The following is a 25,319-nucleotide window of genomic DNA, read 5'->3' on the forward strand; positions in this document are numbered from 1 at the left end:
CGCGCAGGCGCGGCGCGGGGGCGCCCGCGCTGAAGAAGGAGGGGCGCGCACCGCAGAGGAGCGCTGCGCGCGGCAGAGGAGGCCGCTCGCCGCGGCGGGGATGCCGCGCCGCGAGAGCGACGTCGCTCGTTACTCGACGGTGACCGTCTTCGCGAGGTTGCGCGGCTGATCGACGTCGTTGCCCTTCAGGTTGGCGACGTAATAGGCGATGAGCTGGAGCGGGAGCACGGTAAGGAGCGGCCCGACCTCGTCCGGCACCTTGGGGATCCAGACGTGGTGCTGAGCGATCTCGAGGATCGACTCGTCGCCCTTCGTGGCGATCGCGACGACCTGCCCCTCGCGCGCCCGGACCTCCTGCAGGTTGGAGAACGTCTTGTCGTAGTGCGCGTCGCGCGGGCAGACGACGATGACGGGGAGCGCCTCGTCGATGAGGGCGATCGGCCCGTGCTTCATCTCGCCGGCCGCGTAGCCCTCGGCGTGCGCGTACGAGATCTCCTTCAGCTTGAGCGCGCCCTCGAGCGCGATGGGGAAGCCGAGGCCGCGCCCGAGGAACAGGACGTCCTTCGCGTGGACGAGGCGCTTCGCGATCGCGTGCACGTAGTCGGCGTCGCCGAGCACCTCGCGCATGTGGCTCGGGATCTCCCAGAGGGCCTGGAGGATCTCGCGCCCGCGCTCCGCCGGCAGCGAGTCGCGGCGGCGGCCGAGGTAGACGGCGAGCAGGAGCAGCGCGGCGAGCTGCGTGGTGAAGGCCTTGGTCGAGGCGACGCCGATCTCGGGGCCCGCGTGCGTGTAGAGCGCGCCGTCGGAGAGGCGCGGGATCGCGCTGTCGAGCACGTTGCAGAGCGCCAGCACCTTGGCGCCCTGCGCCTTCGCCGCCTTGAGCGCCGCGATCGTGTCGGCGGTCTCGCCCGACTGGCTGATGGCGATCACGAGATCGTCGGGGAAGAAGATCGGCTCGCGGTAGCGGACCTCGCTCGCGAGCTCGACGACCGTGGGGACCCTGGCGAGCTGCTCGATCCAGTAACGCCCGGCGATGCCGGCGTGGTGGCTCGTGCCGCACGCGACGATGTAGACCCGGCGCAGCTCCTTCGCGAACTCGGGCGTGACCCCCATCTCGGTCGCGTGCACGTCGCCGGCGGCGAGATCGATCCTGCCGCGCAGCGTGGCCTCGACGACGTCAGGCTGCTCGTGGATCTCCTTCAGCATGAAGTGCTTGTAGCCGCCGCGCTCCGCCTGGACGGGGCTCCAGTCGATGCGCTTCACGCGCCGCTCGACCTTCTCGCCACCGGCCACGGTCTCGATGCGGACGCCGCTCGCGCGCAGCTCGACGATGTCGCCGTCCTCGAGGAAGATCATGTCGCGGGTGTGCGCGAGCAGCGCGGGGATGTCGCTGCCGCACAGCATCTCGTTCTCGCCGGCGCCGACGACGAGCGGCGAGCCGTACCGGGCGGCGACGATGACGTCGGGCTCATCGCGCGAGAGGACCGCGATCGCGTAGGCGCCGTGGACCTGCCGGAGCGCGCCGCGCACGGCCTCGAAGAGCGACTTCGCGCCCTTCTGGAGCTCGCGGTGGACGAGGTGAGCGACGATCTCGGTGTCCGTGTCGGAGAGGAACTTGACCCCCTGGCTCTCCAGCTGCTGCCGGACGGCCACGTGGTTCTCGATGATGCCGTTGTGCACGACGGCCACCGGGCCCGCGGAGTGCGGGTGGGCGTTCACCTCGCTCGGGCGGCCGTGCGTCGCCCACCGCGTGTGGCCGATGCCGGTCGTGCCGTCGAGGGTCCGCTTCTCGAGCGCCTCGCTGAGCTTGATCAGCTTGCCGAGCGTCCGGACGATCTCGATGCCCTTGCCGTCATGAATGGCGATGCCGGCCGAGTCGTAGCCTCGATACTCGAGCTTCCGTAGCCCTTCGACGATGATCGGCGCCGCCTTTTTTGACCCAACGTATCCGACGATCCCGCACATGCTCGCCTCGTTCAGGTAGTGCCCGCGCGCGCCTACGCGTGCGGCGGAAAATGGAACGTTACTCCTGGCACCGGGAGCTGACAGAGAAAATTGAGCCCCCTGACGGTGAACGCCGCGTCGGTCCCGTTGGCCGCGTTGATCGCGCGAAGGTCACAGCCAGGACGAATGCTATCAACGCCGTGATCGAGGCGACCCCAAAAGTGAGGGTGCCGCCCCCGCGCTTGTAGAGCTCACCCCACACGAGCATCCCGACGACGGATCCGGCGCCAGCGCTCGCCGAAAAGAGCCCTTGCGCCGTGGCGAGGATCTCAGGCGGGGAGCGATCCCGCGTGTAAGCGAGCGAGGCGACCCACATCATGCCGAACGAGACCGCGTGGAGCGGCTGGATGGCCAGCAGGGCGGGCCAGAAGCGCACATACGAGAGCAACGCCCAGCGGAGCGAGGCGCCCGCGAAGGCGAACGCGAGCACCGTGGGCGGAGCGAACCGCTTGAGCAGGGGACCGGAGAACGCCATGAGCGCGATCTCGCCGGCGACGCCGACGGCCCACGCGACCCCCACCAGCGACTCGGGGAAACCGATGTCGCGCAGGTGCAGCGTGTAACAGAGATCGTACGAAGAGGTGGCGCTCTGGGCCAGGAACGATGCCGCGAGGAACAGGCGGAAATCGTGGCTCTGGAGGAGGGCACGGGCGCGCTGCCGCACGGAGCCTCCGGCGGCCGGAGAGCGCGCAGCGCCGGCGGCGTCGGCCGCTCCGTCGCGCAGGCCGGACCGACGGAAGGGCGCCTCGCCGCGCGCCGGAAGGGCCCACGAGATGGCGAACGCGATCAGCATGCAGGCAGCGATCGTGGCGGGAAACGCGGCCGGCCGCGCGGGATCGACGAGGGCTCCGCTGGCGATCGCCATCAGCGCGAAGCTGATCGAGCCCCAGAGCCTGAGCCTGCCGTACGCGATGCCGGAGCTCGCCGACGCCTCCACCGCGACGACGTCGGCCATCATGAACATCGGCGATCGAAAGAAAGCGAACGCGAGCGCCGCGACGAAGAGGCCGGCGAAGCCGAGCGACACGCCGAGCGCTGACGACAGCGCGAGCAGCGCGAACACAACGAAGGCGCCGGCGCAGGCCGCCCGGATCAGCCACACCCGCACGCCGAGCGAGTCGGCGATCAAGCCGAACACCGGCGGCGCGATGAGGCCCATCGCCGGGAGCGTCGCCGCGATCGCCCCCATCGCGAGACCCTGGATCCCCCGCGCCTCCAGCCAGCTCGGGAACAGCGGCAGGTACACGCCGAGGACGGCGAAGATACCGAAGTAGTAAAGCGATATCGCCCGCGGCGACGGCCTGTGCTCTGAAGGGTTGGAAGGAGGCATCGGCTGTGAGCGGCCCGCCCCGAGCGCGAGGGGCGTTCAGCGTGCCGGTCTCTGACGCCCGCCAGGCAAAGGAGCAAGCTCCGCGCCCCGGAAGCGCGGAGCTCGGGTCATTGCCGCTTCTCGATCGCCGTGGGGCGCCCTACCGTACGCGCGGGATGGGCACCTCGGACCTCCGCAACGCTCCGCCCGGAACCTGGTTGCCCGCGCGCCGCCTGGCGCTCTGGATCTTCCAGCCCCTCGAGCGGTTCCTCCACGTCCAGGCGGCGAGCGGCATCGTCCTGCTCATCGCCACCGCGGTGGCCCTCGCGTGGGCGAACTCTCCCTGGGCAGCTTCGTACGAGCGCCTCTGGCACACGCCGGTGAGGCTCGGCGTCGGCTCCTACGTCGTCGAGCGCGATCTCCATTTCTGGATCAACGACGGGCTGATGACGATCTTCTTCTTCGTCGTCGGGCTCGAGATCCGGCGCGAGATCCATCAGGGCGAGCTCTCCGTCCTGAAGCGGGCGGTGCTGCCCGTCGCGGCCGCGCTCGGGGGCATGCTCTTCCCGGCGCTCATCTACCTCGCGCTGAACCCGAGCCCGCCGGAGCGCAGCGGATGGGGCGTGCCGATGGCGACGGACATCGCGTTCGCGGTCGGCGCGCTGGCGCTGCTCGGCAACCGCGTCCCGGCGGCGCTGCGCGTGCTGCTCCTCGCGCTCGCGATCATCGATGACATCGGCGCGATCCTCGTCATCGCCATCTTCTATTCGTCGAGCATCTCGGTCGCGGGGTTCGGGCTCGTGGCCCTGGGCATCGCGGGCGTGCTCGCGCTTCAGCGCTTCGGCGTCCGCTCGCCTGCGGTCTACGCCGCGCCCGGCGTCGTCATCTGGGCCGGCCTGCTGAGCGCCGGCGTGCACCCCACGATCGCGGGTGTCCTGCTCGGCCTGCTCACGCCGGTGCATCCCTGGTTCGGCGAGGAGGGCTTCCTCGCCGAGGCCCGGAGGGCGCTGCAGGACTTCCAGGAGCGCGCGACCGGCGGGCATGACGCGCGCGAGCTCACCGGGCCGCTCGCGCAGCTCGCGCAGGCGCGGCGCGAGGCGCTGCCGCCCGTCGTGAGCCTGGAGGCCACGCTGCATCCGTGGGTCGCCTACGGGATCATGCCGCTCTTCGCGCTCGCCAACGCGGGCGTGAGCCTCGGCGACGTGCACCTCGGCGCGGCGGGCTCGACGCGGCTGCTGCTCGGGGTCGTCCTCGGCCTGACGATGGGCAAGCCGCTCGGGATCATGGTCGCGTGCTTCCTGTCGGTGAAGCTCGGCCTCGCCGCCCTCCCGCGCGGCGTCCTCTGGCGAGGCGTGCTCGTCGTGGGATGCGTCGCGGGCATCGGCTTCACGATGGCGATCTTCGTCGCGGGGCTCGCGTTCGGAACGGGGCAACGGCTCGGGGTCGCGAAGCTCGCCGTCCTGCTCGGGTCGCTGTTCTCGGCCCTTGTCGGGATGGCCGTCGGCAAGCTCGTGCTCCGCCCCGCGGAGGCAGGCCAGATCGCCGCGACGGCCGATGAGGCGGAGGCATCGACGGAGTACTGATCGACCGGGGCCTCGGAGCGCGTGACGGCGGTCGCCGCACAAGGCAACGCACGAACGAGAACGGCGGCGCCTCTGGGGAGAGGCACCGCCGCTAAAACATCGGCCTAGCCCGGCTCAGTACCGATCGCCGCCGCGACCGCCACGGCCGCCGCGGCCGCCACCACCGCCGCCGCCGTAACCGCCGCCGCCACCGCCACGGCCGCCGCGGCCACCACCGCCGCTGCCGCCGCCGTAACCGCCGCCGCCGCCGCCGCCGTAACCGCCACCGCCGCCGCCGCCGCCGCGCTGGACCCGCTCCTCCGCCTCGTTCACGCGAAGCGGACGGCCGTCCATCATGGCGCCGTTCATGTTCTCGATCGCCTGCTGGGCCTGCTCAGGCGTGCCCATCGTGACGAACCCGAAGCCACGCGACTGACCACTCTCGCGGTCGGTCACGATGTGTACATCCGTCACCTCGCCGCTCTGAGCGAACGCGGCCTGCACGGAGGCCTTGGTGGCGGAGAAGGGGAGATTACCAACGTAGAGGCGAGTACCCATGACACTGATTCACTTCACGGCTCTGCGAGATGCGTCAGCTTCGGTGCCGAACAGTGCCCTGCCGCCCCGATGGAGCCGTGGGGGATCGAGGGGGGGCGGCGCTGGGGAGGAGCCCCCGGTGCGCCACACGTTGCGTCGTCCAGTCCGCGATCAATCCGCGATCCCCGAGAAGAGAAGCGTCGTGTCGAGTGCCAGTGACGTTCGTGACCAGCCGATAGTAACCAAATGTCCCCACCGCGCAAGCACTCGAAGCGGTCCCCATCGCCGTGACGCTCACCCGGACGTCCCGAACAGCCCCCGCGCGGTCGCGCTCGCTTCCGCGCGGGGGTAGGCACACATCAGCGCCTTGCTGGGCGGCGGAAGGTGGCGCCGAGATCCCAGCCCTCGCCGCTGGCGGCGCGCGCGAGCGCGACGTCCGGCAGCACGCCGCCCGCGATGCGGATCTCGGCGACCACGCCGAGGCGGAGCGTCGCGGTGAGCGAGCGGGGGGCGGCGCCGGGCACGAGGCGGGGCGGGTGACGGGCGAGGTCGAGGGCGCGGCTGCGATCGTCGGCGGTCGCGAGGGCGAGCAGCGCGCCGAGGGGCCCGGGGCCGAGCGGGCGCACCAGCTCGATCGCGAGCGTCGCCTTCCCGCGGGCGCGGCGGCGCCCGAGCTCCGCCCGCGCCACCGGCTCCGCGGTGACCTCGTGCCCAGGCCGCGAGAGGATCGGCGCGACCGCCTCGGCGACCTCGACGAGGTGGGCGGCTGACTCGTCCACGAGCAGCGACGCCGGGGGCCCTCCCCACGCGGGATCGCCGTGCGCCCTCGGGAGGCCGACGAGGCCGAGGTGCGCGAGGCGCTCGGGCGGCAGCGCGTCGACCAGCCGCTGCGCGACGCCAGGCTGACCGAAGAGCCCGGCGTCGGGGCCCGTCGTGAGCACGATCCACCCGGCGACGCCCAGATCGAAGCGGACGGCGCCGCGGCGGTTCGTGTGGAGGCCGGCGCCGAGCCAGCCGAGGTCGTCACGCTCGGTCTCGAACGCGCGCAGCGACGTCGTCAGGTCCTCGGAGCGGATCACCTCGATCGCGTCGAGGAAGGCAGCGCCGCGCGCGGCGACGTCGTTGCGCGTCAGCGTGATCTGCCCCGGGCCGACGTCGGCCCGGAACGCGCCGGTGCCATCCGGCGCCGCAGCGTCGAAGCTACGCGGCAGGAGCGCGACCATCGGCGACGCGAGCGCGCGGGCGACGCGGGCGGGATCCGCGCGCGGGAACACCGCGGCGAGCGGATCCCTCGGGTGCCGCTCGGGCCTCGGGATGTCGGCGAGCGCCGCGGCGGCGCCGCGAGCGCGGGCGCGCTCGACGGAGCTCACGATGTCGCGGCCGTCGAGCTTGAGCAGGCGCGCGGTGCGCAACCCCTCGCGGAGGCGCACGACCGCGCCATCCGCCTCGCGCGACGGCAGCGCGGACGAGAGCGTCGGGTACGGGTTCCCGGACGCGTCGAGCCCGTAGAGGCTGTCGGCGATCGCCGGCGCGAACAGCGCCGCGGCGGGATCGCTCAGCTCGTGCGGATCGAGCGAGCTCGTCGGCCACGGGAGGTGCATCGAGAGGCGGCCGCCGAGCGGGGTGCGCCCCATCGCACGCGCGCCCTCCGGGAGGGCGGCCGCGCCGAGCAGCGCGCCGGCGCCGCCGAGGAAGGCGCGGCGCGGGAGGCTCACCGCACCACCCAGATCTCGTCCGCCGTCGCGACGGCGAACGGGGCGCGCCCGGCCCCGTCGGGCGGACAGACCGCGAGGGCGCGCACCCCCGCCGGCGCCGGCAAGCGCAGGATCTCCTCTGGCGCCGCGCGGGCCGGGCCGCCTTCCCGGCGCCGCCACGACCAGACCACGACGGCATCCTCGAGCGGATCGAGGACGTCGAGGCTGGCGAGCAGCTCGGGCTCTCCATCCTGATCGAGATCGCCGATCGCGAGCTGCGCCCCGGCGCTGCCCACGACCTTGCGGCGGCCCGCGCTGTCCCGGAGCTCGACCGCGCCGCGCTCGCGCGTCGCCCAGACCGCGAAGGGCTCGCCCTGCGCGGACAGGAGCTGCGCCGACGCGAGCGCGTCGTACCGGCCGGAGAGCGACGCGGTCGCCGGCGGGGGATCGGCCGGGGCGCACGGCCCGAGCGGGCCCGTGAGGAGCGGCCCCCACGCCGTCGTGCAGGCCGAGCCGCCCGCGTCCGGGATCGCCAGCCCCGGCAGCTCGGCGAGCGCCTTCAGCTCGCCGTCGAAGCGGACGCTGCGCGCGCGGTCGGTGAGCCCGACGTCGGCGAACGGCGGCAGGCGCTCGCCGTCCCTCGCGCGCTCGACGAGCGTGGCGAACGCGAGCGGCTCGCGGAGCGGCGCCGGGTGCACCGCGACCACGTCCGGCCACGGGCGCGACGCGAGCGGCACGACCCGGCCGCCGCGGAGGCGGAGCGTCGTCACGCGCCGGCGGCTCACGCTCAGGAGCTCGAGCGCCCCGTCGGCGTCGAGATCGCCGCACGCGAGCGCGACCACGTCGCCCTCGAAGTTCTTGGCGCGGTCGACCCTGGCGGCGACGAGCGGGATCGGCGCGAGGAAGCTGCGGATCTCCGCGTCGAGGGGCGCCTCGGCGTAGGCGTGGGCGATGGGCCCCGGCTCCGGGTCGCGGATGCGCGCCCAGACGGTGCGCGGCACCGGGTACACGTCCGCGGTGACGCGCAGCTTCCCCGCCGCGATCTCGACGACGAGGTGGACGAGCGCCGCGTCGTCGCGCGCCGCCTCGCGCGCGAGCGGCAGCGGGATCGGGTCCTTCTGCGCGCGCACGCCGGCGCCGAGCTTGCCGGCGACCTGGGCGGCGAGCGTGGCCACGAGCTGGGCGCCGCGCGGCGCGGGCGCGTCGGAGACCAGCGGCGCGGCGGCCACGAGCGCGCGGCCGTCCACGGCGTCGAGCGAGCGCACGAGCGCGTCGACGGCGCGAGCCACGGCCGAGCGCGGCGGCCTCGGCGCCGGCGATGCAGGAGGCTGCGCCGCAGCGGGCGGAGGAGACGGCTGCGCCTCGGCGGGACGCGCGAGCGCGAGGAGAGCGACAAGGAGGAGGCCCCGGGGCGACAACGGCGACATGTTATGCGCGTCCGTGGGCCCGGGGCCAGAGCCGCAGCCCCGCAGGCACCACGAGGAGCGCGACGACGAGGCCGACCGCGCTGCCCAGCGCTCCGACCCGGCCCAGGTCGCGGAGGCCGTCGAAGCCGCAGAACGCGAGCGCGGAGAAGCCCGCGGCCGTGGTCAGCGCCGTGGCGGCGATCGCCGGCCCCTCGCGGCGCAGCGTCTCGCGGATCACGGCGTCGCCGCCGCCCGCCGCCTCGATGTCGCGGGCGCGGTGGAGCAGGAACATGCCCTCGTCCACCGTGATCCCGAGCAGCACCGGGATGACGAGCGCGTCGTACGCGTGCAGGGGGATGCCGAGCACCCGGATCAGCAGGAGGACGAGGGAGATCTCCGAGGCGACGACGAGCGCGGCCAGCGCGACGTCGCGCGCGCTGCGGAGGGAAGCGGAGAGCGCCAGCAGCACGAGCGCGCCCGCGACGAGCGCGATCCTCGGCATGTCGTGCGCGAGCGTCTCGCGCAGCGACGCCTCGAGCCGGCTGTAGCCGGTGAGCATGGCGCCCGGATCCTCCTCGCGGATCGCGCGCTCGATCTGCGCGACCGAGCCGGTCTCGCGGGGCCGCACGTACAGCGCGACGAGCGCCTCGCCCCCGTCCGCCCCGAGGTAGCGCGAGAGCAGGATGGACGCGGGGCCGCGCTCGAGATCGGAGAGCGCCACCTCCTGCCGGGGCGGCGCGCGCATCCCGTCGAGCACCGCCGAGAAGCGCTCGGGCGCGAAGCCCGTGTCGCGGAGCGCGCGCGCGAGCTCGTCGGCCTTGGCGGGCAGGTCGAGCGCGTCGCGCGCGGCGAAGCGCTCGGCCTGCGTCGGGGCGGCGGGGGCGAGCGCGGTGAGCGCGTCGACCGCCTCCACGTCGGCCTTCATCGAGGCGAGGCGCTCCGCGATCCGGTCGCCGCGCGCGCGGGCGCGCTCCTGGTCGCCGTCCGCGAGGAGCACCACCCATTGCCCTCGCCGCCCGCCGAACGCGTCGAAGATCTCCTGCTGTACCTTGAGGGGCTCGAGCTCGGCCGGCCTGATCGCGACGATGGCCTCCGCGAGCGGCGGGGAGGCGCCAAGCGACACCGCCGCGATGGGGAGCGCCGCGAGCCCCGTGAGCGCGAGCGCGCGGCCCCGGGTGCGGGTCAGCCGGTAGATGCCGTCGGGCCAGCGCGCCGGCGCCTCGGTCGGCGGGGTCCCCCGCTCGAGCCACGCGCCCACGGCCGGCGTCACGAGGACGATGGCGATCGCCGTCAGGACCTCGCCCGCGGCGCACAGGAGCCCGAGCTGCCGGAGCGCGTTGATGTCCGACAGCGCGAGCGCCCCGAACGCCGCCGCCGCCGTGACGGCAGCGATGAGCACCGCGCGGGAGGTCCGCGCCCTCGCCGCGCGCGCGGCCGCCTCCGGATCGAGGCCCTCGCGCCGCGCCTCGAGCAGCGCGGCGTAGACGTGGACGCCGGTGTCGACGCCGACGCCGACGACCACCGACATGAAGGCGACGGCGATCGCGCTGAGCCCGCCCGGGAGCGCCGTGGCGAGCCCCGCGGTCCAGAGGGTCCCGAGCACGAGCGGCGGCATCACCGCGGCGAGGGCGCGCAGGCGGCGGAAGAGCAGCGCGAAGACGACGGAGGCGAGCAGCATCGAGAGCGACCCCGAGATCGCGAGATCGCGCATGAGCATCGCCTCGGTCGCCGCGGCGATGGCGTGCCCGCCGGTGAGCCCGAGCGTGAGCCCGGGGTGCGCCGCGCGGATCGGGCCGAGGACGGCGTTCGCGTCCGCGACGAACGCCCGCGCGTCGGCGCCGCGGAGCGCCTGCCCCGCTGGCTGCACCAGGACGAGGTGCACCTTGCCGTCGTCCGTGGCGAAGGCGCCGTCCGCCTGCGTGCGCACCCCGGATCCGATGTCCGCGGACTCGAAGACGAGCTGCGAGAGGCGCAGCGGGTCGGCCGCGATCGTCTCCGCCGCGGCGCCGCCGCCCGGCGCGAGCAGCATGGCGCGCGTCTCGGCGAGGCGCTCCCGCATCCCCTCGGGCGAGAGCGCGGCGGCGAGGCGCTCTCGCACGCGCGCGTCCGCGTGCCGGAACGCGACCCACGGATCGAGCGAGCGCGAGACGTCGATCCGATCGGCGGCGCGCTGCACGGTCGGGCGCGCCGCGAGGGCCCGCGCGATCTCCGCGGCCACGGCCGCGTTCTCGTCGGGGTCGTCGCCCTTGACCATCACGACGCCGAGGTCGCCGCCCCCGAACCCGCGCACGTACCGGCGCAGCGCCGCGGCGTCTCCGCGCTCCGGCAGGAGCGAGGCGACGTTCGGCTCGAGCTGTAGCCGCAGCGTCACGGCGGCGAAGGCGGCGAGCGTCAGCGCCGCGAGGGCGACGACGACGACGAGGCGGAGCGGCCGGCGGGGGGCGTCCGCGCGAGCGGACGGAGGCGGAGGAGGTGCTGCCATGGAAACGCCGGGCCGTGCCCGGCGCCGCTCCTCTACCCTCACGCCCGCCTCGCCGCGAGGACATCCACCCTCACACCCGCCTCGCCGCGAGGCCCCCCACACGGACGATGCTCCCGAGCTCACGACGCTTGCGCTCACGAGGGCGCCGATTCATCCCGGCAGCATGGAGCTCCCCCCGATCGTCCTCGCAGGCAGAGCCGTCCTGCGGAAGCCCGCCGCGCCCGTCCCGCCCGAGGAGATCGGGACGAAGCGGCTCAAGCACCTCGTCTCGACGATGGTCTCCGTCATGCGCAAGGCGCCCGGCGTGGGGCTCGCGGCGCCGCAGATCGGCGTCGACCAGCAGGTGATCGTGCTCGAAGACAGCGAGGAGCTCATGTCCCGCCTCACGGCGGGCCAGCGCGCCGAGCGCGGCCGCGTGCCCTTCCCGCTCAGGGTGATCATCAACCCGACGCTGAGGGTCCTCGCCCCGTCGCTCCCGGACGCGGCAGGCGCGGGGCGAACGACGTTCTTCGAGGGCTGCCTGAGCGTCCCGGGTTACATGGCGCTGGTCGAGCGAGATCTGTCGGTCGAGGTGAGCGGCGTGGACGAGGAGGGCAAGGAGGTCCGGTGGGAAGCGACGGGCTGGCCCGCGCGGATCCTCCAGCACGAGATCGATCACCTCCGCGGCACGCTGTACGTCGATCGCATGGTCACGCGCTCCTTCTGCAGCAACGAGGAGGCGAAGCTCTTGCTCAGCCTGTCCGTCGCCGAGGCGCGGGCTGCGCTCGGCGCGTGACCGCGGCCCGTCGCGCCGGGAAGCGAGCGCGCTCGACCGGCGGACGCGCGCTCACGGCGAGGGCAACGGGCTGGCGCCGCGACCGGCGCTGGCGACGAGGGCATTCACGATCCGCTCCATCCTGATCCCGCGGGAGCCCTTCACGAGCACCAGATCGCCGCGCTCGACGATCTCCTGCGCTCGGGCCGCCGCGGCGTCCGCGTCTACGGCGAACCACGCCCGCACGCCGGCAGCCTCGGCGGCGCGCGCGATCCGCGCCGCCTCGCCGCCGACGGCGATGAGCGCGGCGGGGCGCGCGGCGCCGACCTGCTCGCCGAGCGCGTCGTGCTCCGCCGCCGCGAGCGCGCCGAGCTCGCGCATCTCGCCGAGCAGCAGGACCAGCCGCTTCCCGAGCGCCTCGGCGACCTCGACGGCCGTCCTGAGGGACGATCGCATCGACAGCGGGTTGGCGTTGTAGCTGTCGTCGATGACCACGGTGCCGTCCGGCAGCTCGCGGACGGACAGGCGTCCGTCCCCCGGCGGCGCGAGCCCTGCGGCGGCGCGAGCCGCTCGCTCGGTCGAGAGCGGCTCGCCGACCGCCTCATCCACGACCGCGACGGCCGCCGCCGCCGCCAGCGCACCCGCCTCGCCGAGCAGCGGGACGACGAGCTCCAGCGCCTCGCCTCCGCGCTCGATCCGCACCGAGGTGCCGCGCACCCCGACCGGCCGCCTCCCCGTGATCCGGATCTGCGCGCGCTCCCCGAAGCCGTAGGTGATCCGCCGCGCGGCGCCGGCGCGCTCGATCTGCTCGACCACCTTCGCGTCGTCGCCGTTACCGAGGGCTACCCCCTCGGCCGGCAAGGCGGCGAGCAGATCACCTTCCTCGGCGGCGACGTCTTCCAGCGTGCCGAGCCCCTCGGTGTGCTCGACGCCGATGGACGTCAGCACGGCGAGATCCGGCCCCGCGATCCGCGCGAGGGCCGCGACCTCGCCGCGCTGGTTCGTGCCGATCTCGACGACCGCGAAGCGATGGCGGTCCTCGAGCCCGAGCAGCGTCATCGGCAGCCCGATGGCGTTGTTCAGGTTGCCCGCCGTCGCGTGCACCTCGCCGCGGCCCACCCCCGCGAGCAGCGCCGCGATGGTCCGCGTCGTCGTCGTCTTGCCGGCCGAGCCGCCGATCGCGACGATCGCCCGCGGCCCGTCGGGGTGGGCGCCCGTCCGCCATCGCTCGCGGTGCGCTCTGGCCAGCGCCCCGAGCGCCGCGAGGCCGTCGTTCACGAGCACCGCGCCTCCTCCTCCGGGCGGCAGGGCAACCTCCCGCGAGACGATGAACGCGGCCGCCCCGCGCTGCGCGGCGGCGTCGAGGAACCTGTGGCCATCGAAGCTCTCGCCGGCGAGCGCGACGAACGCCGCTCCTGGCGCGATCGTCCGGCTGTCGGTCGAGACGCCCCGCGCGTCCGGCCCGCTCCTCAGCACGCGCCCGCCGGTCGCGCGCGCCAGCTCGTCGAGGGAGAAGGGGGCAAGGTTGTGCGGGATCGGCGTCGCCATCGCGGGCGATCACCAGCACGGAACGGGGCGCGGGGCCAACGAATCGCCTGCGGCGCGCCCCGTCTGTGCGGCGTCGCGCCGCCTCAGCGCCGGGTCTTTTCCTTCTCGACCTCGTCGTAGATGTCGTCGCTCTTCGGCCGTGGGCGCGCGGCTGGGCGGGGCGCGGCGGGCGCGCTGGGGGCCGCCGTCACGCTCACGGTGGGCTCTGGCGACGCCTCGGCGGCCGTGGGCGGCGGCTCCTTGTAGTCGATCGCGATCGGTCCTCCGCCGCCCATGCTCTGCCACAGCGTGATCCCGATGAGCGCCAGCAAGGCCACCGCCAGGATCACGCTGAGCACGATGATGAGCGTCCTGCCGCCCTCCCGCCGCCGCGGCGCGACGGCGGCGGGTGGCTTCTGGGGTTCCGGGCGCTCCTGGACGAAGGTCGACGGGAGCGCCGGCATCTCGAGGCGCGCCGACGTGGTGGCCCACGGGCTCTCGGCCGGGGGCATGGCCGCTCCGTCCCACCCGCCGGCCGCCTGGGGCGCGCCGTGCGCCGACGCGCCGGGAGCTGCGCTCATCGCCGGCGCGGGCGCCGCGGCCGGTGGCGGCCCGGCCTGTGCCGACATCCCCGCATGCAGCGAGGGCATCGGCGTGCGCGCGGCCTCTGCTGATACGGCGGGCGAGGCGGCACCGAAGCCAGGGCTCGCGAACCCGGGCGGCGCCGCCGGTGCGGGCGGCTGGCCGGCGTGAGGCGATGGCATCGGCGCGCGCGCGGCCTCTGGCGCAGCGGGCGCGGCCGCACCGAAGCCAGGGCTCGCGAACCCAGGCGGCGCCGCCGGAGCAGGCGGCTGGCCGGCGTGCAGCGAGGGCATCGGCGCGCGCGCGGCCTCTGGCGCAGCGGGCGCGGCCGCACCGAAGCCAGGGCTCGCGAACCCGGGCGGCGCTGCCGGCGCAGGCGGCTGCGCCGCGCTCGCGCCCATCCGGTCCGTGATCGGCGCCGGCTGGAAGGCCGGCTGGCTCGGAGGCACCGGATCCGACTGCGGCGGCGCCGAGATGAACGGGAGCGCGCTCGGAGAAAAGACGCCGCTGGCCGAGAGCACGTCCTGCTGCGAGACGAGCCCGGGCGGAAGGGTCCCTCCGCGCGCCGAGACGCTCGCCGTCGGCGGCTGGGTGTACCCGGACCCGGCGGGAGCTGGCCCTGAGAACGCCGGCGCCGGCATGGCGCCCGAGAACGCGGGCGCCGATGCCGCCGGCCCCGAGAACGCGGGCGCCGACGGCATCGGCCCCGAGAACGCGGGCGGGCTCTGCTGCTGGAGATGAGGGCTCAGCGCGTACTGCGCGGAGAGCGGTCGCAGGGCGCCCGGCGCCATCAGCGGCGGCACGGGCAGCGGCCGGAAAGGGATCCCCGAGCCGTGCGCCGACGGGAGCGGCCGGCCTGGTTGCGCCGCCCTCTCACTCTCGGGGGCTCCCCATGGAACGTGTTTGTCGGTCATCCGCGCGCCTCGGAGGGACCGCCCACGCGACCCCTCCGCCTCACACTGAAGCGGAACAGCGCTCTCAATCTACCCCCAAGTCTCGGCGTGCGGCCATCCTTCTGACGCGTCGCCCCGCCCCGCGAGGCGCTGCCGCTCGTCGGCGCTGGCGCCACGCAGCGCCGCGCCGTGACGACACCGCCCGTCGCGGACGCAGGATAGCGACGCCAGGGGTGCGCTCCTCGGGTCGGCGCGATGAAGAGCGAGCTCGTCCCGCCGCCGAGGCGCTCACGAGGCGCGCGCTTTCGCCAGCGCCACCGGCGAGCAGGGGGCGCGCACGACGCTCCGGCGCGCGGGTGGTTCGAGAGCGCGAGGCGGCGCGCGAGGTCAGCCCTCTCGGGCGCGGGCGTCTCCGACGGCAGAGCTCGGACCGAGGCGCTGTCCACGCTTGTCGGGAACTCTCGACATGGCCGCGGCGCGCCGTGGACGGGCGTGGCGCTCCCGCCGGGGCGCGGGCGTCTGCCGCCGCGGGGCGGCTGTCGACCGCGGCAGCACAGTGCTATGGCACGTCGCGATATGGCCGCCGAGACGATGGACCCCCGCGCCTCCACCGAACCTTCTCCCAACGAGCCGCGTGAGCCCGCGCGCTACGATCATGCCGCCGTCGAGCCGCGCTGGCAGCGCGCGTGGGAGGAAGGCGAGACCTTCCGCGCCGTCCGAAGCGCGGACCCCGCCCGCGCGAAGCGCTACGTGCTCGACATGTTCCCCTACCCGTCGGGGTCGGGGCTGCACGTCGGCCACCCCGAGGGGTACACGGCGACCGACATCATGTCCCGCTACTTCCGCATGCGCGGGATCGACGTGCTGCACGTCATGGGCTGGGACGCCTTCGGGCTGCCGGCGGAGCAGCACGCCCTCGAGACCGGCACGCACCCGGCCGACACGACGGCGCGGAACATCGCGACCTTCAAGCGCCAGCTCAAGATGCTGGGCTTCAGCTACGACTGGTCGCGAGAGCTCTCCACGACCGATCCGCGCTACGTGCGCTGGACGCAGTGGATCTTCCTCCAGCTCTTCAAGAAGGGGCTCGCGTACCAGGACGAGGTGAGCGTCAACTGGTGCCCGGCGCTCGGGACCGTCCTTGCGAACGAGGAGGTGATCGACGGCAAGAGCGAGCGCGGCTCGCACCCGGTCTACCGGACGCCGCTCAGGCAATGGATGCTCCGCATCACCGCCTACGCCGACCGCCTGGCGGAGGATCTGCGCCTCCTCGACTGGCCTGAAGGGACGGTGGCGATGCAGCGCTCCTGGATCGGCCGCTCGGAGGGGGCGCTCATCACGTTCGAGGTCAAGGGATGGGGCAAGGGCGCGCTGAGCGTGTTCACGACCCGCCCCGACACGCTGATGGGCGTCACCTACGTCGTGCTCGCGCCCGAGCACCCGCTCACGGCATGGCTCACGAGCGCGGAGAGCGGCGCGTCCGAGCCGCGCCGCGAGGCGGTGCGCGCGTACGTCGCGGCCGCTGCGGGCAAGAGCGATCGCGAGCGGCTCGCCGCGGCGGCGAGGGAGAAGACCGGCGTCGACACCGGCCTCGTCGCCGTCCACCCCATCACGGGCGTGGAGGTGCCGATCTGGGTCGCCGACTACGTGCTCGGCGGCTACGGCACCGGCGCCGTGATGGCGGTGCCAGGGCACGACGAGCGCGACTTCTCCTTTGCCCGCACCTACGGGCTGCCCATCGTCGAGGTCGTGAGCCCCGACGGCCCCCTGCACGACCAGCTCGAGGCCGCCTACGTCGACCCGGGCGTCGCGGTCCGGAGCGGCGAGTTCGACGGGCTCGCGACGGAGGAGTGCAAGCGCGCGGTCATCGCGCGCCTCGAGGCGCTCGGGCGAGGCAAGCGCGAGGTGAACTACAAGCTGCGCGACTGGGTCTTCTCCCGCCAGCGCTACTGGGGCGAGCCGATCCCGATCTACTTCCCCGTCGAGCTCGCCGATCCGCAGGGCGATCCCAGGAAGGGCGCCGCGCACACGATCCGCTACGATCAGCCGATCGCGGTCGACGAAGCCAGCCTCCCGATCGAGCTGCCGCCGCTCGCCGACTTCCGCCCTGGCGACGACCCTGCGGGCCCGCTGGCGCGCGCCGTCGACTGGCGCTTCTTCCAGCGGGACGGCAAGTGGTACGCGCGCGAGACGAACACGATGCCGCAGTGGGCGGGCTCGTGCTGGTACTACCTCCGCTTCCTCGATCCGCAGAACGACGCGGAGCCGTTCTCGGAGGCCGCGTACGACGCGTGGATGCCCGTCGACCTCTACGTCGGCGGCGCGGAGCACGGCGTGCTGCACCTCCTCTACGCGCGCTTCTGGCACAAGGTGCTCTACGACCTCGGCCAAGTGAAGCACCCCGAGCCCTTCGCGAAGCTCGTCCATCAGGGGATGATCCTGGGCGAGGACAACGAGAAGATGTCGAAGTCGCGGGGCAACGTGATCAACCCCGACGACATCGTGCGGGCCCACGGCGCCGACGTGCTGCGGATGTACGAGATGTTCATGGGCCCGCTCGAGGCGGTGAAGCCCTGGCAATCAGGGCAGATCCAGGGGGTGGTCCGGTTCCGGGACCGCGTGTTCGCGACGTGCACGCGACCGCTCTCGGACGCGATGGACGACGCGACGAGCCGGCAGCTCCACAGGACGATCAAGAAGGTGACCGGCGACATCGAGGGGATGGCGTTCAACACCGCCATCTCCGCGATGATGGTCTTCGTGAATCACCTGAGCTCGCTGCCTTCGCCGCCGCGCGAGGCGGTCCTGCGGCTGATCCTCCTCGTCTCCCCCTTCGCGCCGCACCTCGCGGAGGAGCTGTGGCGGCTCGCCGGCCACGAGCGTTCGCTCAGCTACGAGCCATGGCCCTCCTACGACGAGGCCTTCTGCGTCGACGACGTCCTGGAGATCCCGGTGCAGGTGAACGGCAAGGTCCGCGGTCGCGTGATGCTGGCGAAGGCGGCATCGGAAGAGGAGGCACGAGCCGCCGCGCTCGGCCTGGAGACCGTGGCCGCCCTCGCCGCGGGCAAGCAGCTGAAGAAGTTCATCTACGTCGCGGGGAAGATCGTGAACATCGTGGTCGGCTGACGCTCCGGCGCCGCCCGGAGAGCTCCGGCGCCGCCGGGAGAAAACGAGCGCTCGGAGCGCGGCGACGTCGCGAACGGACGCGCGGGATAGCAGCGCGAGGGAGGCGCTCCCGGCGCGCGAGGCCCCGCGCCCGCGCCGCCTGCTCGCTGGAGCCTCGGGCTCCAGCGCCTTGCGCTCGGTTGACGACAGGGTCGGAGCTCGGGTGTACATGAGCCCGATCGGCGCGCTGACCGCATCCCGCACCACAGCGCAGCGGGGTGGCTCCGCCGACGCGTGAGCTTCCCCGGAAGCAATCCTCTCCTCCCTCGGGGCGCGCGGTGGTGCACAGCCCAGGCTGGCAGGTGCCGTGCAAAGGCGGCTGGCCGTGTGCCGGAACAGCACCGCATGGTGTACCCGAGGTGGCTGCCTCCTCGCCGCCGCGCTGGCCGGCTGCGCTGGAGACGCGGACGAAGCGGACCTGCACGAGCAGGACGCGGCCGAGGCCGCGCTGGAGATCAAGGGAGGGTATCTAGACGCTGGAGACCGCGCGGTCGCCGGGCTCCTCATCACCGATCGCAGAGGGCGCGTCGCGCGGACCTGCTCGAGCACCGTGATCGCGCCCAACCTGGTGCTCACCGCGCAGCACTGCGTCGCGGAAGCTCCCAAGCTCATCGCCTGCAAGACGGCGACGTTCGGTGAGCCGGTCGATGCCTCGCAGGTCTACGCCACGCTCGGCGGGGCCCTGTGGGCTGCGGACACGCCGTGGATCGGCGCGCGCGCGCTGCTCAGCCCGCCCGACGGCAACGCCGTCTGCGGGCGCGACATCGCGCTCGTCGTGCTGTCCTCCCCGCTCGGCGGCAGCGAGGTCACGCCGCTCGCGCCGCGCCTCGATCGGCCGCCCGAGGAGAGCGAGGTCTACTCGGCGGTGGGCTTCGGCGACACGGAGGGCAGATCGCGCGGCGGCGGCGTCCGCAGGCGCCGCGATGGGCTCCACGTCGAGTGCGTCGGGTACGGGTGCGGAACGCAGGAGCGCGTCACAGGAGGCGAGTGGCGCGGAGAGAACGGCATCTGCAGCGGCGACTCGGGCGGACCGGCGCTCGACGTCGCGGGGCGGATCATCGGCGTGACGTCGCGCGGGCCGGCCGGCTGCGCCGACCCCATCTATGGTGGGCTCATCGCCCATCGCGACTGGCTCGTCACCGAGGCGAGGCGCGCCGCCGACGTCGGCGACTACGACCCGCCCTGGTGGGCGACGGCATCGGACCCCGCGGAGCGCTTGCCTTCGCGCCAGCCGCTCGACGAGCGCTGGCTCTCGTGCGCGCACGGCCCGCTCGTCGGCGACGACAGCGGCGGGGCGGCGGCGCGCGCGCTGCTCGCGATGCTCGCGCTGCTCGCGCTGAAGCGAGCCAGGACGTCCGCCCTGCTGACCTGCCGCGCATGCCGTGCACGCCACGCGCGCGCCGCGTCGCAGAGCACGATTTCCGCCTGATCAAAGCTCCAGCGCACACCTCGCCTGCTAGGATGCGGGCGTCCTGCCCTGCGGAGTGTCCATGCCCATGTCGCCCAGCATCCGTCCGGCCGCGCTGCTCGCGGCGCTCGCGCTCGCCTCGCTTCCCATCGGCTGCGGCCCCACCTACGTGCGCGGCAATCAGGTCGAGGGGCTCGACGACGCGGCGATGAGCACGGGAATCGACAGGCGCGACATCGAGCAGCTCCTCCACGAGAACCTGACGTCGCTGATGGCCTCTCCGGTGGCCAAGGCGTGGGCGCACGACGGCTCGCGGCCCACGCTCGCCATCTATCCGCTGTCGAACCAGACGAGCGAGCACATCGACAGCCAGCTTCAGGCGCTCCTGTCCGATATCGAGACGTACCTGTCCCGGGCGAGCCTCGTCACCTTGGTGAGCGTCGAGCGCCAGCAGCAGATGGTCGCGGAGGTCGAGAAGCAGCACGGCGGCGGGTTCGATCCGAACCACATCGCCGAGTACAACCGCCAGCTCGGCGCGAAGTACTACCTCACCGGCAAGGTCTTCACCGCCGATGAGCGCACCGAGGACGAGCGCCGCGTCCAGTACTTCATGTTCATGCAGCTCATCGAGGTCGCCACGAGCGCGGTGGCCTGGCAGAACAGGGCGGCCTTCACCAAGGCGCTCATCCAGGAGTGATGCGCCGGCGGCACGCGACCCTCGCGGGGCGCAAGCGTGCGGCCCTGGCTCCTCTCGCGCTGCTCCTCGGCCTCTGTCAGGCCGCCTGCGGCGGACATGAAGATCGCGTGCGCACCGCGCTCCAGGCGCTCGATCGCGGCGCTCCCGCCGAGGCGGTGGCCGCGCTGAACGAGCAGCTCGAGGTCGAGACCGCGGCTCAGCTCCCGGCGCTCCGGGGCGACAACGCGCTCCTCCTGCTCGACCGCGGCAACATCCTCCTCAGCATGGACAGCTACCGGCTGTCCGCGCGCGATCTCGGGGCCGCGGACAAGTCGATCGACCTGCTCGACATGTCCCGCGGGGCCGCCCACGATCTCGGCAAATACCTCTTCTCGGACGACGTGGGCCCGTACAAGGCGCCTGCCTACGAGAAGCTGCTCATCAACACCATCAACATGATGAACTACCTGGCCCAGCGCGATCTCAGCGGGGCCAGGGTCGAGGCTCGCCGCCTCGCGATCATGCAGAGATACCTGCGCGATCACGAGGGCGAGACGGCGCTCCTCGGCCTCGGCAGCTACCTTGCGGGCCTCGCCTTCGAGAAGAGCGGCCAGGCTGACGAGGCGCTCCTCCACTACGACGACGCCCTCCGCCACGGGTCGTATCCGTCGCTCCGCGGCCCGCTCCGCGCGCTCACGCGCGGCGAGCCCAGGTCGCCCCGCATCGCCGCGTTGATCGAAGGTGAGGCCCCGCCGCCGCCCCTCGACGAGACCGGCGAGGCCGAGCTCATCGTCGTCGTCGGGTTCGGGCGCGTCCCGCAGAAGGTGCCGCAGCGCCTCCCGATCGGCCTCGCGCTCACGCTCGTAGCCGACGACATCAGCCCGGCGGATCGCGCGCGGGCGAGCGAGCTCGCGGCGAAGGGGCTCGTGACCTGGGTCAACTACCCGACGCTCGCCCGGGGCAAGGGCGGCTATTCGATTCCCACGCTGAAGCTCGACGGGCGCTCCCAGCCGATGGAGCAGGCGCTCGACGTCGAGGCGCAGGTGCGCGCGGCCTGGAAGAAGAGCGAGGGGACCGTCGTCCTGTCGGCCATCACGAGGACCGTCGCCCGCATCGCGGCCGGCGAAGCCGCGCAGGGCGCCACCGAGGCGGCCGCGGAGGACTCCGGACCGCTGGGCCTGCTCGTCGGCCTGCTGACGAGCGCGACGCTGACCGCGCTCGACACGCCGGACACGCGCGGATGGTCGACGCTCCCCGCGCGCATCGCGATCGCGCGGACCCGCGTCCGCGCGGGCACGCACGACGTGGTCGTCGGCGTCCGCGGCGAGTCGAGGCGCGCCCGGGTGAGCGTGGCCGCTGGCGGGTGGGCCTTCGTCCCGGTGATGGTCCTCCGCTGAGCGGCGCGCGCGGACGGGAGGGTTGCGGGCGCACTCCTCCCGCGGCAGTCTCCGCGCCGATGCGTAGCCCTCATCTCCGCGCCGTGCTGGTTCACGCGCTCTCGGCGTGCTCGCCCCTCGCGCTCCTCTGCGCGACCGCCTGCGGGGCGCTCGCCACCTCGCCGTCGTGGGTCGGCGGCGGCCTCGCGGTCTCCGCGCCGATCCGGGCGGCCGAGGAGGACGCCGCGATCGAGCGGGAGCGCGCGGTGCTCGCGAGTCAGCCCAAGCAGATCGGCGCGCGGCATCTCCTCGTCATGCACGAGGGCTCGAAGAGCAAGCCCGAGGGCCTCCGCCGTACGCGCGCCGAGGCCCGCGCGCGAGCGCAGGAAGCGCTCCTCAAGATCCGCGGCGGGGCGAGCTTCGAGGAGGCGGTCGCGGAGTACAGCGACGAGCCGGGCGCCGCCGAGCGCGGCGGGGATCTCGGGGTGTTCGAGCGCGGCATGATGGTGAAGGGCTTCTCCGACGCCGCCTTCGCCTTGAAGATCGGCGAGGTGAGCGAGATCATCGAGACGCCGTTCGGCTTCCACATCATCAAGCGCACCGAGTAGCGCCCGCTCCAGGTCGTCGCGCGCCGGCCGCGGGCTCGACGCCTCGGCCTTCGTCGCCTAGCGTGGCGCGCATGACGAGGACCGTCCGCGCTGCGCCGACCGCCGAGCACCGCCGCATCGAGGAAGAGCGCGAGCGCCTCCAGCGCTGGAAGCACTGGGGCCCCTACCTGTCGGAGCGGGCCTGGGGGACGGTGCGCGAGGACTACAGCGCGAACGGGGACGCGTGGGCGCACTTCCCTCACGACCATGCCCGGAGCCGCGCCTATCGCTGGAACGAGGACGGGCTCGGCGGCATCTGTGACCGACACCAGATCTTGTGTTTCGCCGTCGCCGTCTGGAACGAGCGGGATCCGATCCTGAAGGAGCGGGCCTTCGGCCTGACCGGGCCGGAAGGCAACCACGGCGAGGACGTCAAGGAGATCTACTACTACGAAGACGCGACGCCGACCTCCAGCTACCTGCGCTATCTCTACCGGTACCCGCAGCGGCCGTTCCCCTACGAGGCGCTCGTCGCCGCCGCGCGCGGCCGCGGACTCTCGGAGGGCGAGGCAGATCTCCCCGATCTCGGCGCCTTCGACGGGGATCGTTACTTCGACATCTTCGTCGAGTACGCGAAGCGGAGCCCGAGCGACATCCTGATGGTCATCACCGTGGTGAACCGCGGCCCGGAGGCCGCGCCGATCCACGTGCTCCCGCATCTCTGGTTCCGCAACACATGGTCCTGGACCGAGCCTCCGGGTCCGATCCCGGAGATCCGGGCCATGGAGACCGACGCCGGTCATGTGATGCTGCGCGCGGCGCACCCCGAGCAGGGCGCGCATCACCTGTACATCGAGGGCAGCCCGGAGCTGCTCTTCACCAACAACGAGACGAACCGCGAGCGGCTCTATGGCGCCCCTTCGCGGACACCGTACGTCAAGGACGCGTTCCATCACCGGGTCGTCCACGGCGACGAGGCGCGGGTGAACGCCGAGCGCCGCGGCACGAAGGCCGCGAGCTGGCATCGCTTCGAGGTGCCGGCCGGCGGGAGCCGGCGGATCCTGCTCCGGCTCGCGCCCGAGCCGGTGGACTGCCCCTTCGACGGCGCGGACGAGCTCCTGGAGGCGCGGCGCGGGGAAGCGGACGAGTACTATCTCGCCGTCCAGGGCCCAGCCCTGTCCGACGATCGCCGCGCCATCCAGCGTCAGGCGGCGGCGGGGCTGTTCTGGACGATGCAGTTCTACCACTACGACGTCGACACCTGGCTCCGCGGCGACGCGCACGCGCCGCCGCCCGAGCGGCTGAGCGGCCGAAACGCTCACTGGCGGCACGTCTCCGTCGCCGATGTCCTCTCCATGCCCGACGCGTGGGAGTACCCCTGGTTCGCGGCGTGGGATCTCGCCTTCCACGCGGTCGCGCTGGCCTCGCTCGACATCGATCTCGCGAAGGCCCAGCTGAAGATGATGGTCAAGGAGTGGTACCAGCACCCGAACGGGCAGCTGCCTGCCTACGAGTGGGAGTTCTCGGATCTGAACCCCCCGGTGCATGCCTGGGCGACCTACCAGATCTACAAGATCGAGCGGAAGCAGCGGGGCGAGGGCGATCGGGTGTTCCTGGAGCGGGTGTTCCACAAGCTCCTCATCAACTTCGCCTGGTGGGTCAACAAGCGCGACGCCGAGGGGCACAACGTCTTCGAAGGCGGGTTCCTCGGCCTCGACAACATCTCGCTCTTCGATCGCAGCGAGCGGCTCGCGCCCGGGATGCGCCTGGAGCAGGCGGACGCCACGGCGTGGATGGCGATGTACTGCCTCGACCTCATGCGCATCGCGCTGGAGCTCGCGCTCGACAACTCCGCGTACGAGGATCTCGCCAGCAAGTTCTTCGAGCACTTCTTGCGGATCGCGCACGCGCTCCACCACACGGCGGACGGCCGGCTGCCGCTCTGGTCCGAGGAGGACGGCTTCTACTTCGACATCCTCACCGCCGGAGGCAAGCCGCGGCACGTGAAGATCCGATCGGCCGTCGGCCTGATCCCGCTCTGCGCGGTGCACGTGATCACCCCGGAGACCTACGGCAAGCTCGCGAACTTCCGGCGCCGGACCGAGTGGTTCCTCCGCAGGAACCCCGCGCTGGCCGAGGCGATCACCGTACGTCCAGACGGCCGCCAGGTGCTCTCCGCGGTGCCGCCGGGGCGCCTCGAGCGGGTGCTCGCGCACCTGTTCGACGAGGACAAGTTCCTCTCGCCGTTCGGCCCGCGCTCGCTCTCCAAGGAGCACGCGGCCGCGCCCGTCTCGCTCGGGCTCGAGCCCTGCGACGCGCAGTACACGGTCGGCTACGAGCCGGGCGAGTCGATCACGCGCATGAAGGGCGGCAACTCCAACTGGCGCGGCCCGATCTGGTTCCCGCTCGGCTACCTGCTCTACCGCTCGCTCCTCCGGCTCGACCACGGCTTCGGCGACGTGCTCACGATCCCGTCGCTCGGCGGCCACGGCCCTCGCACGCTCCGCGACGGAGCGCACGAGATCGCGCGCCGGCTGATCGCGATCTTCGAGCGCGACCGCGAGGGGCGCCGCCCTGTCTACGGCGAGCACCCCCTCTTCCAGCGTGATCCTCGATTCCGAGATCGCCTGTTCTTCTTCGAGTACTTCCACGGCGACACCGGCGCAGGGCTCGGCGCCTCGCACCAGACCGGCTGGACTGCCCTCGTGGGCGACCTGATCCTCCGCACGGAACGGCACGACCACCCGCGTTCGTAGCGCACCCCACATAGCGTTCGGCTCATCACCGGTTCGTACCGGATCCGTGCTAGGAGGGCGCCTGTGTCGCTGGCGTTCGGCGTCTCGCTCCTCGCGTTGGCCGTCATGCTGGGCGGCATTGCGGCGATGTTCCGTCACAGGAGCGAGGGCGCGATGTCTGCGTTGCGGACGTTCGCCCTCGTCGGTGCGGCGTCGATCGCGCTGCTTCACCTGCTCCCGGAGGCGATCGGCGAGATCGGCTGGCTAGCGCTGTTCGCGGCTGCGTCTGGCTTCCTGGCGCCGGCGGTGCTGGAGCGCCTCGTGCTCGGCGATGCTGGGGCTCACCGGACGCCGACGACGGCGCTCGCGATGGGGTACGCCGCGGTGCTCGCGCATCAGTTCGGCGAGGGCGCGGCGGTGGCGTCGCTCTCACGGGTTGGACAGCTCTCGCTCCCTGTCGTGCTCGTGATCGCTGCGCACACGGTGCCGCTGGCCATGGTGGTGGCCATTCAGGTCCTCGAGGTGAAAGCCGATGCCGGCGGCACGCGCGCCATGAGCGCTGCGCTCGCGGGCATTGCGCTCGCCACGGTGGTTGGCGCCTTCGCGACGCGGCTTGTCGACC

The 25,319-nt window shown here is 73.3% G+C and carries 17 protein-coding genes (1 of these 17 only partly in view); 9 read left to right on the forward strand and 8 right to left on the reverse strand.

Features of this window, described 5'->3' with window-relative positions:
* Positions 1 to 129: 129 nt before the first annotated feature.
* Both glmS and WME73_RS41200 read right to left on the reverse strand, forming a co-directional pair.
* The gene (glmS, locus tag WME73_RS41195; RefSeq protein WP_437295205.1) at positions 130 to 1,965 is read right to left on the reverse strand and encodes a glutamine--fructose-6-phosphate transaminase (isomerizing); all 1,836 of its coding nucleotides are present in this window, start codon (positions 1,963 to 1,965) and stop codon (positions 130 to 132) included.
* A 58-nt stretch (positions 1,966 to 2,023) separates the two neighbouring features.
* The gene (locus WME73_RS41200; protein WP_437913132.1) at positions 2,024 to 3,334 is read right to left on the reverse strand and encodes an MFS transporter; all 1,311 of its coding nucleotides are present in this window, start codon (positions 3,332 to 3,334) and stop codon (positions 2,024 to 2,026) included.
* A 155-nt stretch (positions 3,335 to 3,489) separates the two neighbouring features.
* Between WME73_RS41200 and nhaA the strand changes: the two genes are divergently transcribed.
* Positions 3,490 to 4,896 carry a Na+/H+ antiporter NhaA gene (nhaA, locus tag WME73_RS41205; RefSeq protein ID WP_437741722.1) on the forward strand — a complete coding sequence of 469 codons (1,407 nt, stop codon included), beginning with the start codon at positions 3,490 to 3,492 and terminating at the stop codon, positions 4,894 to 4,896.
* A 114-nt stretch (positions 4,897 to 5,010) separates the two neighbouring features.
* Here the strand turns inward: nhaA and WME73_RS41210 are convergent, their stop codons facing one another.
* From WME73_RS41210 to WME73_RS41225, 4 genes are all read right to left on the reverse strand, one after another.
* The gene (locus tag WME73_RS41210; protein WP_437913133.1) at positions 5,011 to 5,433 is read right to left on the reverse strand and encodes an RNA recognition motif domain-containing protein; all 423 of its coding nucleotides are present in this window, start codon (positions 5,431 to 5,433) and stop codon (positions 5,011 to 5,013) included.
* Positions 5,434 to 5,771: 338 nt separating this feature from the next.
* Positions 5,772 to 7,127, reverse strand: a complete 1,356-nt coding sequence (locus WME73_RS41215; protein ID WP_437913134.1) for a hypothetical protein — start codon at positions 7,125 to 7,127, stop codon at positions 5,772 to 5,774.
* Positions 7,124 to 8,533, reverse strand: a complete 1,410-nt coding sequence (locus tag WME73_RS41220) for a hypothetical protein (protein WP_437741725.1) — start codon at positions 8,531 to 8,533, stop codon at positions 7,124 to 7,126. The genes WME73_RS41215 and WME73_RS41220 overlap by 4 nt, the downstream gene beginning before the upstream one ends.
* A 1-nt stretch (position 8,534) precedes the next feature.
* The gene (locus tag WME73_RS41225; protein ID WP_437913135.1) at positions 8,535 to 10,994 is read right to left on the reverse strand and encodes an MMPL family transporter; all 2,460 of its coding nucleotides are present in this window, start codon (positions 10,992 to 10,994) and stop codon (positions 8,535 to 8,537) included.
* 163 nt (positions 10,995 to 11,157) lie between these two features.
* On the opposite strand from WME73_RS41225, the gene WME73_RS41230 reads away from it, so the two are divergent.
* Positions 11,158 to 11,769: a peptide deformylase gene (locus WME73_RS41230; RefSeq protein ID WP_437741727.1), complete on the forward strand. Its 612-nt coding sequence runs from the start codon at positions 11,158 to 11,160 to the stop codon at positions 11,767 to 11,769.
* A 51-nt stretch (positions 11,770 to 11,820) separates the two neighbouring features.
* Here WME73_RS41230 and WME73_RS41235 read toward each other — a convergent pair whose 3' ends face one another.
* Both WME73_RS41235 and WME73_RS41240 read right to left on the reverse strand, forming a co-directional pair.
* A complete protein-coding gene (locus WME73_RS41235; protein WP_437913136.1) occupies positions 11,821 to 13,296 on the reverse strand; it encodes a UDP-N-acetylmuramoyl-tripeptide--D-alanyl-D-alanine ligase in 1,476 nt (491 codons plus the stop codon).
* Positions 13,297 to 13,379: 83 nt separating this feature from the next.
* Complete coding sequence (locus tag WME73_RS41240; RefSeq protein ID WP_437913137.1) at positions 13,380 to 14,771, reverse strand: hypothetical protein; 1,392 nt, start codon at positions 14,769 to 14,771, stop codon at positions 13,380 to 13,382.
* 540 nt (positions 14,772 to 15,311) lie between these two features.
* On the opposite strand from WME73_RS41240, the gene leuS reads away from it, so the two are divergent.
* The 7 genes from leuS to WME73_RS41275 all read left to right on the forward strand — a co-directional run.
* Positions 15,312 to 17,876 (forward strand): leucine--tRNA ligase, encoded by a 2,565-nt coding sequence (leuS, locus tag WME73_RS41245; RefSeq protein WP_437913138.1) that lies wholly within the window; start codon positions 15,312 to 15,314, stop codon positions 17,874 to 17,876.
* Positions 17,877 to 18,222: 346 nt separating this feature from the next.
* Positions 18,223 to 19,344, forward strand: a complete 1,122-nt coding sequence (locus WME73_RS41250) for a trypsin-like serine protease (protein WP_437741731.1) — start codon at positions 18,223 to 18,225, stop codon at positions 19,342 to 19,344.
* A 67-nt stretch (positions 19,345 to 19,411) separates the two neighbouring features.
* Positions 19,412 to 20,020, forward strand: coding sequence for a penicillin-binding protein activator LpoB (locus tag WME73_RS41255; RefSeq protein ID WP_437913139.1), 609 nt, complete (start codon positions 19,412 to 19,414; stop codon positions 20,018 to 20,020).
* A complete protein-coding gene (locus tag WME73_RS41260; protein ID WP_437741733.1) occupies positions 20,020 to 21,396 on the forward strand; it encodes a hypothetical protein in 1,377 nt (458 codons plus the stop codon). The genes WME73_RS41255 and WME73_RS41260 overlap by 1 nt, the downstream gene beginning before the upstream one ends.
* A gap of 59 nt (positions 21,397 to 21,455) precedes the next feature.
* Positions 21,456 to 21,983, forward strand: coding sequence for a peptidylprolyl isomerase (locus WME73_RS41265; RefSeq protein ID WP_437853276.1), 528 nt, complete (start codon positions 21,456 to 21,458; stop codon positions 21,981 to 21,983).
* A 71-nt stretch (positions 21,984 to 22,054) separates the two neighbouring features.
* Positions 22,055 to 24,718 (forward strand): MGH1-like glycoside hydrolase domain-containing protein, encoded by a 2,664-nt coding sequence (locus tag WME73_RS41270; RefSeq protein WP_437913140.1) that lies wholly within the window; start codon positions 22,055 to 22,057, stop codon positions 24,716 to 24,718.
* A 63-nt stretch (positions 24,719 to 24,781) separates the two neighbouring features.
* A protein-coding gene (locus tag WME73_RS41275) for a hypothetical protein (protein ID WP_437741736.1) crosses the window boundary here: on the forward strand, positions 24,782 to 25,319 show its 5' portion. 290 nt of this gene lie beyond the right edge of the window; only the first 538 of its 828 coding nucleotides appear in the window; it begins with the start codon at positions 24,782 to 24,784; its stop codon lies off the right edge, out of view.

It is taken from the genome of Sorangium sp. So ce302, assembly GCF_051530145.1.
GTDB classification, from domain to species: domain Bacteria; phylum Myxococcota_A; class Polyangia; order Polyangiales; family Polyangiaceae; genus Sorangium; species Sorangium cellulosum_B.